The 14271-nt window shown below is 55.0% G+C and carries 16 protein-coding genes; 2 read left to right on the forward strand and 14 right to left on the reverse strand.

Annotated elements, in window-relative coordinates; translation table 11 throughout:
- Position 1: 1 nt before the first annotated feature.
- The 10 genes from gspE to gspG are packed head-to-tail and all read right to left on the reverse strand — an operon-like array spanning position 2 to position 9340.
- Positions 2 to 1465 (reverse strand): type II secretion system ATPase GspE, encoded by a 1464-nt coding sequence (gspE, locus tag P0D43_RS04210; protein ID WP_341237118.1) that lies wholly within the window; start codon positions 1463 to 1465, stop codon positions 2 to 4.
- On the reverse strand, positions 1462 to 3858 hold the full coding sequence (gene gspD, locus P0D43_RS04215) for a type II secretion system secretin GspD (RefSeq protein ID WP_394673703.1): 2397 nt from the start codon (positions 3856 to 3858) through the stop codon (positions 1462 to 1464). Before gspD ends, gspE begins: the two co-directional genes overlap by 4 nt.
- 26 nt (positions 3859 to 3884) lie before the next feature.
- On the reverse strand, positions 3885 to 4616 hold the full coding sequence (gspN, locus tag P0D43_RS04220) for a type II secretion system protein N (protein WP_159567998.1): 732 nt from the start codon (positions 4614 to 4616) through the stop codon (positions 3885 to 3887).
- Complete coding sequence (gene gspM, locus P0D43_RS04225) at positions 4613 to 5140, reverse strand: type II secretion system protein GspM (RefSeq protein WP_341237117.1); 528 nt, start codon at positions 5138 to 5140, stop codon at positions 4613 to 4615. The genes gspN and gspM overlap by 4 nt, the downstream gene beginning before the upstream one ends.
- Positions 5137 to 6390 carry a type II secretion system protein GspL gene (gspL, locus tag P0D43_RS04230; RefSeq protein WP_341237116.1) on the reverse strand — a complete coding sequence of 418 codons (1254 nt, stop codon included), beginning with the start codon at positions 6388 to 6390 and terminating at the stop codon, positions 5137 to 5139. The genes gspM and gspL overlap by 4 nt, the downstream gene beginning before the upstream one ends.
- Entirely contained in the window at positions 6391 to 7341 is a 951-nt protein-coding gene (gene gspK, locus P0D43_RS04235; protein ID WP_394673322.1) for a type II secretion system minor pseudopilin GspK, read from the reverse strand.
- Positions 7341 to 8042, reverse strand: a complete 702-nt coding sequence (locus P0D43_RS04240) for a type II secretion system protein J (RefSeq protein WP_394673323.1) — start codon at positions 8040 to 8042, stop codon at positions 7341 to 7343. Before P0D43_RS04240 ends, gspK begins: the two co-directional genes overlap by 1 nt.
- The gene (gspI, locus tag P0D43_RS04245) at positions 8039 to 8413 is read right to left on the reverse strand and encodes a type II secretion system minor pseudopilin GspI (RefSeq protein ID WP_394673324.1); all 375 of its coding nucleotides are present in this window, start codon (positions 8411 to 8413) and stop codon (positions 8039 to 8041) included. Before gspI ends, P0D43_RS04240 begins: the two co-directional genes overlap by 4 nt.
- Complete coding sequence (locus P0D43_RS04250) at positions 8410 to 8919, reverse strand: prepilin-type N-terminal cleavage/methylation domain-containing protein (protein ID WP_341237113.1); 510 nt, start codon at positions 8917 to 8919, stop codon at positions 8410 to 8412. Before P0D43_RS04250 ends, gspI begins: the two co-directional genes overlap by 4 nt.
- Positions 8891 to 9340 carry a type II secretion system major pseudopilin GspG gene (gspG, locus tag P0D43_RS04255; RefSeq protein WP_159568005.1) on the reverse strand — a complete coding sequence of 150 codons (450 nt, stop codon included), beginning with the start codon at positions 9338 to 9340 and terminating at the stop codon, positions 8891 to 8893. The genes P0D43_RS04250 and gspG overlap by 29 nt, the downstream gene beginning before the upstream one ends.
- Positions 9341 to 9672: 332 nt before the next feature.
- Here gspG and P0D43_RS04260 point away from each other — a divergent pair, with 332 nt between their 5' ends.
- The gene (locus tag P0D43_RS04260; RefSeq protein ID WP_394673325.1) at positions 9673 to 10158 is read left to right on the forward strand and encodes a type II secretion system protein N; all 486 of its coding nucleotides are present in this window, start codon (positions 9673 to 9675) and stop codon (positions 10156 to 10158) included.
- Here P0D43_RS04260 and P0D43_RS04265 read toward each other — a convergent pair.
- A complete protein-coding gene (locus tag P0D43_RS04265) occupies positions 10155 to 10928 on the reverse strand; it encodes a DUF3108 domain-containing protein (RefSeq protein ID WP_394673326.1) in 774 nt (257 codons plus the stop codon). The genes P0D43_RS04260 and P0D43_RS04265 overlap by 4 nt on opposite strands.
- Positions 10925 to 11395 carry a D-Ala-D-Ala carboxypeptidase family metallohydrolase gene (locus tag P0D43_RS04270; RefSeq protein ID WP_159568008.1) on the reverse strand — a complete coding sequence of 157 codons (471 nt, stop codon included), beginning with the start codon at positions 11393 to 11395 and terminating at the stop codon, positions 10925 to 10927. The genes P0D43_RS04265 and P0D43_RS04270 overlap by 4 nt, the downstream gene beginning before the upstream one ends.
- A gap of 5 nt (positions 11396 to 11400) precedes the next feature.
- On the opposite strand from P0D43_RS04270, the gene P0D43_RS04275 reads away from it, so the two are divergent.
- Positions 11401 to 12093 carry an HAD family hydrolase gene (locus tag P0D43_RS04275; protein WP_394673327.1) on the forward strand — a complete coding sequence of 231 codons (693 nt, stop codon included), beginning with the start codon at positions 11401 to 11403 and terminating at the stop codon, positions 12091 to 12093.
- Positions 12094 to 12106: 13 nt separating this feature from the next.
- On the opposite strand, the gene P0D43_RS04280 is transcribed toward P0D43_RS04275, so the two are convergent.
- Together P0D43_RS04280 and P0D43_RS04285 are read right to left on the reverse strand one after the other, a co-directional pair.
- Positions 12107 to 12853 carry a HesA/MoeB/ThiF family protein gene (locus P0D43_RS04280; RefSeq protein WP_394673704.1) on the reverse strand — a complete coding sequence of 249 codons (747 nt, stop codon included), beginning with the start codon at positions 12851 to 12853 and terminating at the stop codon, positions 12107 to 12109.
- A 28-nt stretch (positions 12854 to 12881) separates the two neighbouring features.
- Positions 12882 to 14270, reverse strand: coding sequence for a S41 family peptidase (locus P0D43_RS04285; RefSeq protein WP_371717155.1), 1389 nt, complete (start codon positions 14268 to 14270; stop codon positions 12882 to 12884).
- Between the last annotated feature and the right edge of the window lies 1 nt (position 14271).

Consider the following 14271-nt stretch of genomic DNA (forward strand, 5'->3'; position numbering starts at 1 on the left):
TTTAGTCTCGCGTCACTCGAAGCAATTCTTCAAGCGTGGTGGTGCCGCCTTCAACCCAGCGTTGGCCGTCTTCACGCATGTTCTTCATGCCTTTGGCCTGCGCACGCTGGCGCATTTCTGCTTCTGAATTTTCATTGTGCACCATGGTGCGCAATTCATCGTCGATGGTGAAGAGCTCGTAAACGCCGGTGCGGCCAATGTAACCGGTGTGCCCGCATTGGTCGCAACCGTTGGCATGCCAGTGGGTGTGGCCCTGTTCATCTACCGTGCTGGTCTTGCAATTCGGGCAAAGCCTGCGCACCAGGCGCTGGGCCAACACGCCCAACAGGCTTGAAGACAGCAAGAAGGGTTCTACACCCATGTCGACCAGGCGGGTTACCGCACTGACCGAATCGTTGGTGTGCAAGGTGGCCAAAACCAAGTGGCCCGTCAGCGAGGCTTGTACCGCAATTTGTGCGGTTTCCAGGTCTCGGATTTCACCAATCATGATCACATCCGGGTCTTGGCGCAAAATCGCGCGCAAGGCCTTGGCAAAGGTCATGTCGATTTTGGCATTCACCGGGGTTTGGCTAATGCCGGGCAAATCGTATTCCACCGGGTCTTCTACGGTCATCACATTGGTGGTGGAAGAATCGATCCGCGACAGTGCCGCATACAGTGTGGTGGTTTTACCGGAACCCGTTGGGCCAGTTACCAAAATGATGCCGTGCGGCATATTGCACAGGCGGTCCATTTCTTTCAAGGTGTGCTCGGGCATGCCAAGGCGGCTCAGTTCAAGCCGACCCGCTTCTTTGTCAAGCAAGCGCAGCACTGCGCGTTCGCCATGGCCTGTGGGCAGCGTAGAAACCCGCACGTCCATGGGTTTGCCGCCAATGCGCAGGGTGATGCGGCCATCTTGGGGCAGGCGTTTTTCAGCAATGTCCAGGCTGGCCATAATCTTGATGCGGGAAATCAGCGCCGAGTGCAATTCACGGCGAGGTTGCAGCACATCGCGCAATGTACCATCCACGCGGAATCGCACAGCCGAATGCGTCTCAAACGCTTCAATGTGAATGTCGGATGCGCCATCCCGGCTGGCCTGTGTCAGCAGCGCATTGATCATCCGGATAATTGGTGCGTCGTCCTCGGTTTCCAGCAAGTCTTCCACGGCGGGAATGTCTTGCATCAACTGGTCAAGGTCCAGGTCGCCAGCCACTTCATCGGCCACGGCTGCCGCACTTGTTTCCTGGCTGGAATAGGCCTGGTTGATTGTTTTTTCCAGCACCACTGCGTCTTCGCAAAACACCCAGTCAATGGGGCAGGGCGCCACGCGTTGCGCTTCAATCAGTGCATGGCTGGGCGTGCGCGGGCTAAACGCCAGGCGCCATTGCTCGGCATGTGCATCAAGGCACAACACCTGGTTTTGACGCGCAAAGCCATAGTGCAGGCGGCCAACAGTTTGTGGGTTGAAGCGCAACTCACTCAAGGCCTGTTACCCCCGCTGGGCGCGGTGCCCGGGCTAGAGCCCGTGTTGTTGCTATTGGTGCCACCACGAACGATTCGCCCACCATTTGAACCCACATCGGGGTTGCTGCTGCTTTCAGCCGCGCGCGGAATCACCAGAATCCGGTTGCTGGGCGTCAGGTTGATGGAATCACCATTGTTCTGCGTCGGGGCCACTGAATTGGGGCGTGCCACATCGGCCGGGCGGCGGCTTGGCAACACAGGCGCTTCCATATTCGGTAAGCCAAACCGGCGCTCGGGCTGGTTCTCTTGTTGCAACTGGCGCATGTAATCGTATCGGTTGGTCACAATGCTTTGGGCCTGGTCTTCATTTCGAACCACCACGGGGCGCAAAAACACCATCAGGTTGGTTTTCTGGCGACGGCGGTTGTCGTAGCGGAAAAACTGCCCCAGCACAGGCACATCGCCCAGGCCCGGCACTTTTTCCTCGTTGCCGGTTACCCGGTCTTCAACCAGGCCACCCAGCACAATGATGTTGCCGCTCTCAACCAGCACATTGCTTTCAATGGACCGTTTGTTGGTGATAATGCCCGACACATTGGTGCTGTCCACCACCGAACTGACTTCCTGAAAAATACCCAGCTTCACGATACCGCCTTCCGACACCTGCGGTTTTACACGCAAGGTCAGGCCCACGTCTTGTCGCTCAATGGTCTGGAACGGGTTGACCGTGGCGCCGTTGCCACCGCTGTTGGTGAATTGCCCGGTAATGAAAGGCACGTTCTGGCCGATCACGATTTTGGCTTCTTCGTTGTCCAGCGTCAGAATATTTGGCGTTGAAAGAATGTTGGCGTTGGCTTTGCTTTCCAGTGCGCGGGCCAAAGAGCCCAAATTGGAAATGGTGCCAATGCCGGGAATGTTCACTTGCCCATCAATAACCCCGATGTTCAAGCCTCGGCCCACTGATCCCAAATTGGCAGCTGCACCCAAGATATTGCTGCCCGAGCCGGGTGCGTTAAAGTTGGTTCCACCAATTACGCTGACTCCGTCACTTCCAACACCGGACAGGCCTTGAAACTGAATGCCGAACTCGGCTGCTTTGTCGGTGGACACTTCAACAATCAGTGACTCCACAAACACCTGCGCGCGGCGAACATCCAGTTTCTCAATAATCGAACGCAGGTTGCGATAAATCGGTTCAGGCGCGGTAATGATCAGCGAGTTGGTCGACGGATCTGCCTGCACAATGCCACCGTTGTTCAAGTCCACATTGCCTGAAGCCGCGCTAAGTTGTCCGCTGGACGTGCCGCCACCCAGTGAGGAACCCAAACTGCTTCCGCCCCCCAGGCCTGGGCTGCCGTTGGTGATGTTGCGGGTGCTGTTGTTTGATGAGTCGCCCAGCCCACCGGCCAGGCCGCCACTGGACTGCGAACTCAGGCCAGACGAGCTGTTGTCGGAAATCGGGCTGCTGCTTAGTACCGCCTGCAATGTTTTGGCCAACTTGGCGGCTTCCGCGTTTTTCAGGTAAACCACCCACACATTGCCGGGCTGCTTCGTGGGTTGATCCAGTTTGGCAATCAGGGCTTTGGCCAAATTCAAGCGTGCCTTACTGGGTGTGCGCAACAGCAGTGAATTGGTGCGTGGGTCTGCCATCACTGACAAACGTTGGCCAGCATCCACTGCCGCACCGGTTCCCCGGTTTCCTTCGTCCAGCATGCGGGCCAGGATCGCTGCCAGGTCCACAGCCAGCGCGTGTTCAAGGGGCACCACCTCCAGGTCGCCAGAATAGGGGCCATCGATACTGGCAATAATGCGGGCGATTCGCTGCAGGTTGTCTGCGTAATCGGTGATCACCAGGGTGTTGTTATTGGGGTAGGCCGCAATGGTGTTGTTCGGTGCAATCAGCGGGCGCAGCACGGGTACCAGTGCCGTGGCCGATTCATAGTTCAACTGAAAAACCTGGGTCACAATGGCATTGCCGCTTTGGTTCATGGCCTTGCGTGGGTCCACGCTTTCAGCCTGTACTTTTGCATCGTTCTCGGGCAATACGCGTGCCACACCGCCGCTTTCTACAATTGTAAAACCTTGCAGGCGAAGCGCTGCCAACAGGGCATTTTTCGCATCTGCGGCACTCAAGGGTTCAGGTGAAACCAGGGAAATGGTGCCACGTACACGCGGGTCCACCACAAAGGTTTGATTGGTAAACGAGCCGATTGCACGCACCACGGCGTCAATGTCGGCGTTCACAAAGTTCAATGCAAATTTGTCTTCCTGGCTGTTTTGCACCCGTGCCGTGCTTTGCAGGCTCAGGTTTTGTGCATGGCCTGCAACACCCAACCCAAGGCCCATAGAAGCCAGCGCAATACTCAAAAGCGAGCGTTTCATTTGTCCCATGCGTGCAGTGTTCAAGCTCACTGTTCCTTTTATTTTTGCTTCTTTCATCAAAATACACCCAAGCGATAGCGATCGCCTTCAAGTCTTCCCATCTGGCTGAGCAATCCAGTCAACGCGTCTTTGCTGCGTTCTTGTGCACTGGCATACCCATTGAATACAAATCGTTGTCCGTTTGTCCACTGGCCAGTTCCCTCCAACATCAAGGGGCCTTTGGCGGTCGCCAGTGTCATGTCTATTCTTGTATCAGGGTTTCCTGTCACGGTGATGACATATTCGCCCAAGGGCCTGATGCTGGCTAGCGCGGATTGTGCGTCCAGCCATTTCAAGGTGGCATTTACTGCCTTGCCACTTTCCCAGTCAAGCCAGCTTAACTGCAACAGGCCCTCGGGTCGAATGGTATTGAATGGCGCCCCGGTTGCGCCCAGCCAGGCTGCGGGCAAGCGAAGTTCGCCACCTTTGACAGTAATACCTGCGCCATTGAATCCCAGATGCAAAGGTTGCACGAATTTTGGATGCTCGATGGCGATTGCAAGCCAGTTTCCGTCAAGCCCAATCTTGAGTTGCCACTGCACAGGCTCGGGTATCGAGTACAAGCGGGAACCATCAGAAAGACCCAATTGCATTTTCCCAGCCCACACGGAGCCACTGCTACTCAACACACGCACCTTGCCGCCACTGGCCGACTCAATGTTGTCGGATATCGCATACACCGGGTAATTCCAAACCAGCACCACCAGGGCAAGCAATACAAATGGCCACCCGCTACGCCAAAGCTTCATCGCGGCGTGCCCGTATTTCCCTGCGCGGCTGGCAGAAAGGTGACATAACCTTTCAGTACACCTGCTTCCGGCTTTTCCACTTCAGCCACGTTCATGTTGATGCTTGAAATAGATTCTGCCCGCGACAGCCAGGCCAGAAAACCGCTGGCCGACACATTGTTGAACTCCACACGAATGTCACCTTCTTCGGTGCGAACAAGTGTGGTTTGCTCAGCAATTCCCTGTTCCTCCAGCAGTTGCTGCAGGCGGGCTTGCAAATCGCTTTCTGGCACCACCACGCGCGATCTTGCACCGCGTAGCGCATCCAGGTCTTCGGCGGCACGCATTACCTGGCCGGCTTTGTCCACCAGTGCTGCTTGATTGGCGGGCCCTTGTTGCACCGTCAGCAAGGCGGGTTCAATCAAAACAAACCAGGCAATCAACACGGCAGCAAGTGCACCGCCGTAAGTCACCAGTTTTCGTTCGCGGCCATTGAGCTGGTCGAGTTGGGCCTGTGCCTTGTTCAGCAAATCATTTGGTTTCATCGCGCAACCCCCTTCTTCACCTGCAACACAGGCAAATTGGATTGCGCACCGATCAACCACTTTGCGTCCAGTCTTCGCGCTTTCAGTTTTTGCAGGGCCGCGCCTTGCTGGTCCTCGGAAATATTGGCATTGAACCGAACATTCAGTGTGTTCTCAGCCCAGGCAAAATCGACCATGCTGTTAAACGGTGCCTGCTCCATGGCCAAGCCCACCTCGTGTAGCAGGGCGCTTGCACCTTGGGCGTTGCTGGTGTCGAGCCCGGCGTTCAGGTTGCGTTTTTCACGTTCAATCAACAACAAGGGGTCAGCCACCATGGGTGTGTTGGGCAGTGCTTTCGCATAGCTTTCGGCAATTTGGGCTTCAATTGCGGCATTGGCACTTTCAACCTTGAAGGCCAGTGCATTCAAGCCCAGTACTGCAACGAACAATAGCGTCAAGGCTGGTGCAAGCAGTTTACGAAGACCCGCCTGATTCGCCATGGGGCGCATGCCCATTTTGCGAAGTTCATCTGCATTCAGCAAACTTTTGTTCAGCAATCGGGGCAATGGTTCTGTGGGCGCGCGTTCCGCAGCCCGAATTTTATTTTCGCCCAAGGCGCCATCGACCTGCTTGCCAAGCCAGGCATAGTCGGTGTTGTTCAACTCAATCACTGGGGAACCCAGCAGTTGCAGGCGGCGTTGCAGCATTACCTTCAATACCGCCGGTTGGGCAGCGGGAGTCAACAGTGGCGTGTCGATGCCGTCGAGCAAAATGAAATCCTGCCCACTCAACCAGGCGGCCCCCTCGCTGCCGGTGCGTTCCCGCAAAGTCTCGCAACTCAGCCCGGCCAACTTCAACTTTTGTTGTGCGCAGGCACTCACAATGCTGCGTGCCCGGATTTTTCCCAACACGGCAGCCAACTTCGCACCGCCAGTGTGGTTGGGCAGGTTCGCCCAAAGGCTTACATGGTTTTCCTCTGGCTCGTTCAACAGGTAGGGCTCGACCAGAAAAGGCAGTGCCTCTTTCAGCTTGTTGCCGCTCAATTTTGGGGGTACCACGGCAAACAGGCCCACTTCTGTGGGGTTGACCAGCACCAGGCAGGGCAGGTCTTTCGGCAGTTTGTTCAGCGCTTCTTCGCCACCGTGCAGTTTGTCGCCATTTCTGGCCAGTACTTCATAGCGCAGCCGAATCATGCGGCCTTCTTCTTCCGCGCGGGTTTGGTCCAGGGCTTTGGGCCACCAAATCACCAACAAGGGTTGGTTGTTATTCAATTATTGTCTCCACATCACATACACGCGCTGGTCTCGTCGCTCGAGCAGGGCCCGGGTTCGAATCAACGCCTCCTCCACCTGCGCAGTACCTTCCGCCAGGAAGAAATTGCTGCTCACGGTTATTAAATCATTGTTTATGGTCACATTCGCATTCAAGGCAGCCCGAATATCCGCCACATTGCGGAAAGTGACCCTTTCACGTTGAGCCAGCAACCGTTGTGCATCGCTAAAACTCATCTCTTCTACTACCGCGTAAAGCACCTCGGCAGATGCAGTATTGGCATTCACCTGGCTTGCCTGGGGCAAAATCACCACATAGGGGCGAAGCTGATTCCATGTGTCTTCTGAAATGCCGTACTTGCCCCGAAACTCCTCCCACCGCAAAGCAGGGTCAATGGGCAGCGCGTTTGGATCAATGCCCTGTTCTTCAGGATTGGCCAGCTTGGGCATGAACATGGTGCTTAAGGTTTGTACCAACAAATTACGCTGGTCTGCGGGCACACTGAGCAGGTCGCTTAGCTTGGTAAAGCCCGCCAGCCAGGTCTTTTGGCGGGAATTGTCAGCGCCCAGATTGCGCAGGTTAAATCGGCCCTGCGCGTCTTCAATTCGGCCTGTCAACACCACCTCGCGGTCATCCACGTCAGTCGCATTTTCTTCTTTGCGCATCAAGCCTTCATTGATGCGGCTCTCAGCCAGTGGAACCGCCCAAGGTTCGGTCAGCGTGTCAGTGGTCGACACCCGGCCATCTTCACGCAAAATAACTCGGGCCCAGTCCACGCCACTGCGGCTAACAGCATCCGCCTGGTCTCGGGCGGCAGCCACTGAAATGGTTTTGGCGGTTGCAAACAGATTCCAGATCAACGGGCTCACTGCCAGGGTGCACAGCACCACAATGAACAGTGCCATGACCACTGCGGCGCCCTGTTGCCTGTGTTGTAGCGCGTGTTGCATCAATACACCCCACCTGTCAGAAATACCCGCGTAACCACCTGGTTGTTGGGCTGTGTCAAACTGATTTCAACGGCCCGTACCAGGCTTTGTAAAGTCTGTCCTGTCGTCGTGCCAGGCGTTCCGGGGTTCTCACCATCATCTCCCGCAGGGGGTTGGGCTGTTGGCGTGCCTGTGTTCAACTGCAGTGCAGGGCCCTGCAATTCAAGGTCAGTGCGTTCCTGCACCACATGGTTGCCAAACACCACTGGGCTGCTCCAGCCACCCGGTTCCCGTAGCAAGCGCACTTGCATGCCCCGGGTGGCAATGGGTTCGCTAATTGATGCTTGGTCTGGGTTGGACGGGCGGCGGGCAATTCTCAACAGCGTGGCGCCGTCGAGTACCCATTCCACACGTTCACGATAGGCAGGTTCGCTGGTGTTGCGTTGGGTAAACTGAATGAGCAAGCCGTTGCCTGTCACCTCAATCAAATCGCCCTCAGGCGTGGGCCCATCCAGTGTCAATTCAAGGGCAGCAAGGTCTTTTTCCAATTGGGAAAACACGGCTGTCACGGTTTGCACCTGTTCATCCACAGCAGTCACCCGACCGGCCGAGCGGAGTACTTCTTGCAAACCCTGCCAGGACAAAATCGAAATCACCGACACGATTCCCAATGCAATCAGTACCTCGAGTAGCGTAAAGCCTTGGGCTTTTTGCTTGCTCATGGCGCACTGCTCAAGAAAATCACCAAACGAGCCAACTGGTTGCCCTTGTCGCCTTCAAATGCGTCTAGAACCTGAATTTCGACCCGACGAAAATTTGGATTGGGCGTATTGGAAATGTCGACCCGACACACAAAACGGAAATTGCCCTGTGGGCAGGCGTGCTGTGCGGTTTGGGCGCTGGGGAAAACGCCTGACACGCGAATAAAGTTGGCCGCATTTTTCGCGCTCCATTGCGCATACTGCCGCTTGATCATTTCATCTTGCTGAATGTTCAAGTTGCCAGCGGCTTTCAGGCATGCGATCAAGGCGACGGCAATAATGGTCATGGCCACCAGTGCTTCGATCAAGGTAAAGCCACGTTGCTGCTTCATGGGTTCTGGTTGTTCCGGTTCAACACCCTGATGGGTTTGCCTACCTTGAACACGCCACTGGCCTGGCTTTCTAGCACCACCTGCACCTCGTTTCGTTGAAGAACAATGGCCTGGCGTTTCAGGCCTGTCTGGCTTTCCAGGGTCAGAAAGCGGTTTTCAAGTCCCTCGTTGATCAAGGTTACTTTAAAAGGGCCGTTGTCCCACTGGCGCGGCCGCAACAGGGGTTCGGTCGTCACAGGCACCCAGCGGCTGCCCGTGAATTCCTCGAAGGCATAGCCCTCATCGCCCGCAACAAAACGAATGTCTTTGGATTTGAGAAGCGATTCTTGCTGCGCAATCCGAAGAAGCTGTGCCAGTTTCTTGGCGTCTGACTCCAGGTAATTGGAGTCGCCAGGGGTGCCGCGCACTACAATAAGCCCAGCGGCGATCGACAAAACGACGATCACCACCAGCAGTTCAAGCAGGGTAAAACCCTGCTTAGAGGCTCCAGGAACCAATGTCGGCATTCACGCCCTCGCCGCCGGCCTTGCCATCTGCGCCAAAGCTCATTACATCCACTTCACCGTTAATGCCCGGGCTCAAAAACTGGTAGCTGCTGCCCCATGGGTCAACCGGCAAACGAGACAAATAGCCGCCCTGTTTGTAGTTGCGTGGCACTGGTTCTGTGGTGGGGGCGGTAACCAAAGCCTGCAGGCCTTGTTCCGTGGTGGGGTATCGGCTGTTATCCAGGCGGTACAGGTTGAGCGCCTGCATAACGGACGCAATGTCCTGCTTGGCCGCAACAGCGCGGGCCTCGTCAGGGCGTCCCATGATCTTCGGAACCACCAGCGTTGCCAGAATTCCCAGAATAACGACCACAACCATGATTTCAATCAGGGTAAAACCCTTGTTTGATTTTTTGCCTTGAAGCGAATTTAGTTTTTTCATATACAACCGTAGAGAAGATCCAGAATTATCCTTGTCGAAGGTTACACCTATTTTATGAATATTTGACAGCAGCCCGCCTCACCCTTGCCACCAGCACAACAACCCCCTTGTTTTCGGGTAACCAGTAAAACCATTATCTTTGTCACGTAAATAGGGTCTTTCGTAGGTGTTCTTGCATGAGCATACTGCTGGTGTGGGTGATTCATATCACCGACAACCCTTGAAGCATGGCTTAAAAACCGGGCACCCTTGCGGGTTGTCCGGTTTTTTTTTTGAATTTCTGCCTTTTCGCAGGTTATGATGCTTTTCAGCATGTCACTTCACTTTGCCCCATGAAATTTGCATTGAAAACCCCGGTTGCCCAATTCAGCTTATCGCCAAGGCTTGTTCAGGCTTTGCGCATGGTGTTGTGGCTAGGTGCCGTGGGCTTGGCGGTGTGGGTGCTTATTAAACTGTTTGCGCCTGCGCCTGTGGTCGCACCCGCTGTGCCCGCACAGGCCTCAGCGAAATATCAAATAGACCAGTCCCCGGAAGCACGGTTAATGGGTGTCGAGACCGCGGGCGGTTTGACACCACCCTCTGTGAATTTGTTGGGTATTTTTGCCAACAGCGAAGGCAAAGGTGCCGCTGTCATGTCAATTGAAGGTCAGCCCGCACAGTCAAAGCGTGTGGGCGATGAGGTTGCCAATGGCTGGACTCTCGAAGAGGTGGGGCCAACCTTCGCAGTCATGCGGCGCAGTGGTCAACGCCATCAAGTGAACTTGCCGATTCTTGGCGCCGACCCCAATTTGCTTCGACGCGTGCCTGCGAACGGCTAAGAGCCTATTGAAATCAAGGTTTGAGTCAAAGCCTTGCCATCCGCGTCCTGAATTTCGATTTTTGCGGGCTGCCACTTCAAATCTTTGGCATACCAAATGCGCACAGTTTCGTCGCCTGCTTCTTCGGGTTTGGTCTCAAATTGCAGCGTGCTGACCCTGCGCTCACCTTTGCCCAGGTCCAATGTCAGGTCTTCCAGTTTTTTCAGCACAAACACTTCCTTGGCAACCCGGCCCGTGCTCATCACACGCATTTCCAGGGTGTCTCCGATATTCAGGTCTGCATTGCAGCGCAAACGCGCTGAAATTTGATAAATCATGCTGATTCGGTCTTGAAGGCCTTTCTCGTAGGGTGCAGATTCCCCGTTGCGCTTGAACACAACCTGCTGGGTTTCTGCGTTCAGCATGCTTTCGGCAACCGGTTTTTTGCCGCGTTGTTCAGCATAGTAAAAGGGGGTCAAGCCCAATTGCGAATCAACAAGCCCCTCACTTTTTTGAGTCAGTTGACCTGAATAAAGCAAGGCCAAAAAACCTTTTGCCTGCGAAGTCGACTGCAGTTTGTATTGCGTACCAGCCACACGCATTTTGTGGGTGCTTATTGCCAGTTCCCCGGGAATTTGGCTGTGGGTCAGTGAAAAGCGCAGGTCCGAGTCAATCACCTGTTTTCCCATGCCTTTGCAACTTGCATCGGCAGCCCAAGTGCCGCTTGCAAAGCCCATGCTGAGCAATGCAGCCAAGGTCATTTTGACTGTTGTTTTTCTTAAGTTGTTCATCGCTTCACAATACCTTCCAGATAACCTTCGTCTTTGCTGAAAATGCTCAAGCATTCCCGCCTGGGTTCCTGGCCCAAAGGCGCAGCCGATACATGCACCCATTTGCCATATTCCAGAATCAGTTGATCAAATTCACATGGCAATTGTGCAATTGCCAAGGCCAAATCGCAGGGGCTACCAAATTCAGGGCAAATCACATCGGCCGCCAGGCCCATGCAATGCTGCGAATTGGGCACACCACCTACCTTCTCGTTCAGGGCTTCAGCCCTGAAACCACTGTTGATCTTTAACGCACCATGACCAATATTCAGGGACCGCTGAATGCTCCCAAGCAAGGCAGACAGCCGGCTCAGGTTGACCAGCAACTCGGGTGGGCAGTTGTTGTCTAGACCGCACCGCAGGGCGGTGTCAGAATGGCACAAGGTGTCCTGACAAAATTCAGGATGAAAACTTAACTTCAGGTTCATTCGTTTTGCGCATTCGTTATATTCGTCGTCCCCATGCAGGTTTGTCCGGCAAAGTGTATTTGCTCGACCTGGACAACACCCTTCATCATGCATCTACCCACATTCTGCCCGAGATCAACCGGCAAATGACACGCTATCTGGCCGAGCACCTGGAGTTGGAGCACCAAGAAGCCAGCGAGTTACGCACCCGTTACTGGCTTCGTTATGGTGCAACCCTGTTGGGCATGATGCGCCATCACAAGACAAATCCCCATCATTTTCTGGCCAGCACACACCGTTTCGAGGGTTTGAAAAAACTCAGTTCTCGCCACGGCAGCGTTCCCCACCGTTTGAGCAAGTTACCCGGCCTGCGCATCATGCTGACCAACGCCCCCCGCGCCTATGCCGTTGCATTGTGCAAGGAAATGGGTTTGTACAAACATCTACACGCCGTTGTCGCGATCGAAGACATGGTGGTTCATCAAACCTGGCGGCCCAAGCCCGCCGCCATACTTTGGCCAAACCTGAAAAGCAAATTAAAGGGCAAGCGGGCCATGCTGGTCGACGACACCTTTGGACACCTGCAACAAGCGGCAAGGCACGGTATTCAGACCAGCTGGATCACCTTTCCGGGCTTGGGTTTCAAGCCCCGGCAGCTCACTGGCAAAGTCAAACATCGAATACGCCAGTTTGAAGCAATTCGCACCGCAAAATTTTAGCCGGTCCAATGTTCTACTGGCTGCAAACCCCGCACTTGGCGTCTTTGCGAATTTTCATTTTGGTGAACTCGCAGCTGCGCGAATCGTAAATTTGCAGGGTGCTGTACATGGGTTGACCAAAACCAGCAAGAATTTTCAGTGCCTCGCTGGCTTGCAGAGTGCCGATTACGCCAGTGAGGGGGGCGAAGACACCCATGGTGACGCAGCGAACCTCAGAAACATCGTCACCTTCCGGAAACAGGCAGTGGTAGCACGGCGCCTCAGGATTATTCAATTCGAACACGGCCAGTTGACCGTCCAGCCGAATGGCAGCGCCCGATACCAAGGGCTTGCCAAACTTCACGCAGGCGCGGTTCACTGCATGGCGGGTTTTAAAGTTGTCGCAACAGTCCAGCACCACATCGACCTTCGCAACCAGTTGCTCCAGCTCCTCGCCCTCAAGGCGGTGGGCAATCGGCACGATGGTGCTGCAAGGGTTGAGTTCATTCAGGTGGGTTTTTGCGGACTCAACCTTGGCCATGCCAACACGGGCAGTGGTGTGCAACACCTGCCGTTGCAGGTTGGTCAGGTCGACCTCGTCGTCATCGGCAATGTAAATGGTACCCACGCCCGCACTGGCCAGGTACAGGGCGCTGGGGCATCCCAGTCCGCCTGCGCCCACCACCAGCACCTTGGCACCGGCAATGCGTGATTGCCCTTCAATGCCGATTTCATCCAGAAGAATATGACGGGAGTACCGAAGTAACTCCTCGTCATTCAGATCGCGCAGTTCCATGCCGGGCTGCTTCTTACTTGCCTGCGTTGGCGGTTTGAGCAGCCTTGCGGTTTTGCACAACAGGCTTGCCTTTTAGATAATTCAAGGCTTGTTGTAGCTGGTAGTCGTCTTTGTCGCCAAAAACGATTGGCTTCATGTCCGCGTTTTTGTTGGTGTCTGAGCCTTTCGAGCTTGGCGTTTCCTCGCCCTTCTCGTTGCTCAAGTGGCGGGTCAGGTCGGCCTCGCGAACGCGTTCAACAATGTCGCCTTCGGGGGTTTCAGTGACCACGTAATCGGGTTCAATGCCCTTGGCTTGAATACTGCGGCCGCTCGGTGTGTAGTAGCGTGCAGTGGTCAACTTGATGGCCGTGTTGTTGTTCAGCGGCAAAATGGTTTGTACCGAGCCCTTGCCGAAAGTCTGGGTTCCCAGCACTTTGGCACGGCCGTGGTCTTGCAGGGCGCCCGCTACAATTTCAGAAGCCGAGGCCGAGCCGCCATTCACCACCACAATCATCGGCACCGTTTTGGCGATTGGGCTGAGCTCTTTCAAATAATCTTTTTCCCGGCCACGCAAGTAGTCCTCGGGCCCGGCCACCAGCTTGCGCTGAGAATCTTCGGTGCGGCCATCGGTGGATACAACCAAGGTATTTTGTGGAAGAAAGGCCGCACTAACGCCGACTGCAGCGTTAAGCAAGCCACCCGGGTCGTTGCGCAAATCGAGTACCAAGCCCTTCATGGGGGTTTTGGTTTGCAGGGTGTTAATTGCCTTCACCAGGTATTCGCCGGTGTGTTCCTGAAACTGGGTAATGCGAACGTACCCAATGCCATCGTCCAGCATTTTCGACTTCACACTTTGCACCCGAATAACGTCGCGAATAATCTTCACTTCGATCGGTTTGTCTGCATTTTTGCGCAGCAAGGTCAGGCGAATTTCGGTTTTGGGTTTGCCGCGCATCAGGTTAACGGCGTCGGACAGGCTCATGCCTTTTGTCGGTTTGTCGTCAATCTTCACGATCAAGTCGCCGGCTTTCACGCCCGCTTTTGCGGCGGGAGTGTCTTCAATTGGCGAAATCACTTTCACAAAGCCGTCTTCGGTGCCCACTTCAATGCCCAAGCCGCCAAATTCACCTTGCGTGCCTACACGCAATTCCTTGAAAGCCTCAGCGTCCAGATAACTGGAATGCGGGTCCAGGTTGGCCACCATGCCGCTGATCGCGCCGTTGAACAGCTTGTCATCGCCCACGGGCTCTACGTAAAAGCTTTTGATCGCGCCAAAAACTTCGGTGAACTGGCGTAGCTCACTCAAGGGCAGCGCTTCGGGCTGCTGCCGTTGGGCCACTGCGCTGATTCCAACGCTGACCAACACGCCGGCCACTACACCGACGGATACCAAACTGATTTGACGCAATTTTTGACGCATAATG

It is taken from the genome of Limnobacter sp. (genome assembly GCF_043511195.1).
Taxonomy (GTDB): Bacteria; Pseudomonadota; Gammaproteobacteria; order Burkholderiales; family Burkholderiaceae_B; genus Limnobacter.

Bases quoted from the DNA above. Each gene is read 5' to 3' on its own strand.
- P0D43_RS04260 (WP_394673325.1), top strand. From the start codon at position 9,673: ATGAAATTTGCATTGAAAACCCCGGTTGCCCAATTCAGCTTATCGCCA.
- gspN (WP_159567998.1), bottom strand. From the start codon at position 4,616: ATGAAGCTTTGGCGTAGCGGGTGGCCATTTGTATTGCTTGCCCTGGTG.
- P0D43_RS04250 (WP_341237113.1), bottom strand. From the start codon at position 8,919: ATGCCGACATTGGTTCCTGGAGCCTCTAAGCAGGGTTTTACCCTGCTT.
- gspM (WP_341237117.1), bottom strand. From the start codon at position 5,140: ATGAAACCAAATGATTTGCTGAACAAGGCACAGGCCCAACTCGACCAG.
- P0D43_RS04265 (WP_394673326.1), bottom strand. From the start codon at position 10,928: ATGAACAACTTAAGAAAAACAACAGTCAAAATGACCTTGGCTGCATTG.
- gspI (WP_394673324.1), bottom strand. From the start codon at position 8,413: ATGAAGCAGCAACGTGGCTTTACCTTGATCGAAGCACTGGTGGCCATG.
- P0D43_RS04270 (WP_159568008.1), bottom strand. From the start codon at position 11,395: ATGAACCTGAAGTTAAGTTTTCATCCTGAATTTTGTCAGGACACCTTG.
- P0D43_RS04240 (WP_394673323.1), bottom strand. From the start codon at position 8,042: ATGAGCAAGCAAAAAGCCCAAGGCTTTACGCTACTCGAGGTACTGATT.
- gspK (WP_394673322.1), bottom strand. From the start codon at position 7,341: ATGCAACACGCGCTACAACACAGGCAACAGGGCGCCGCAGTGGTCATG.
- gspG (WP_159568005.1), bottom strand. From the start codon at position 9,340: ATGAAAAAACTAAATTCGCTTCAAGGCAAAAAATCAAACAAGGGTTTT.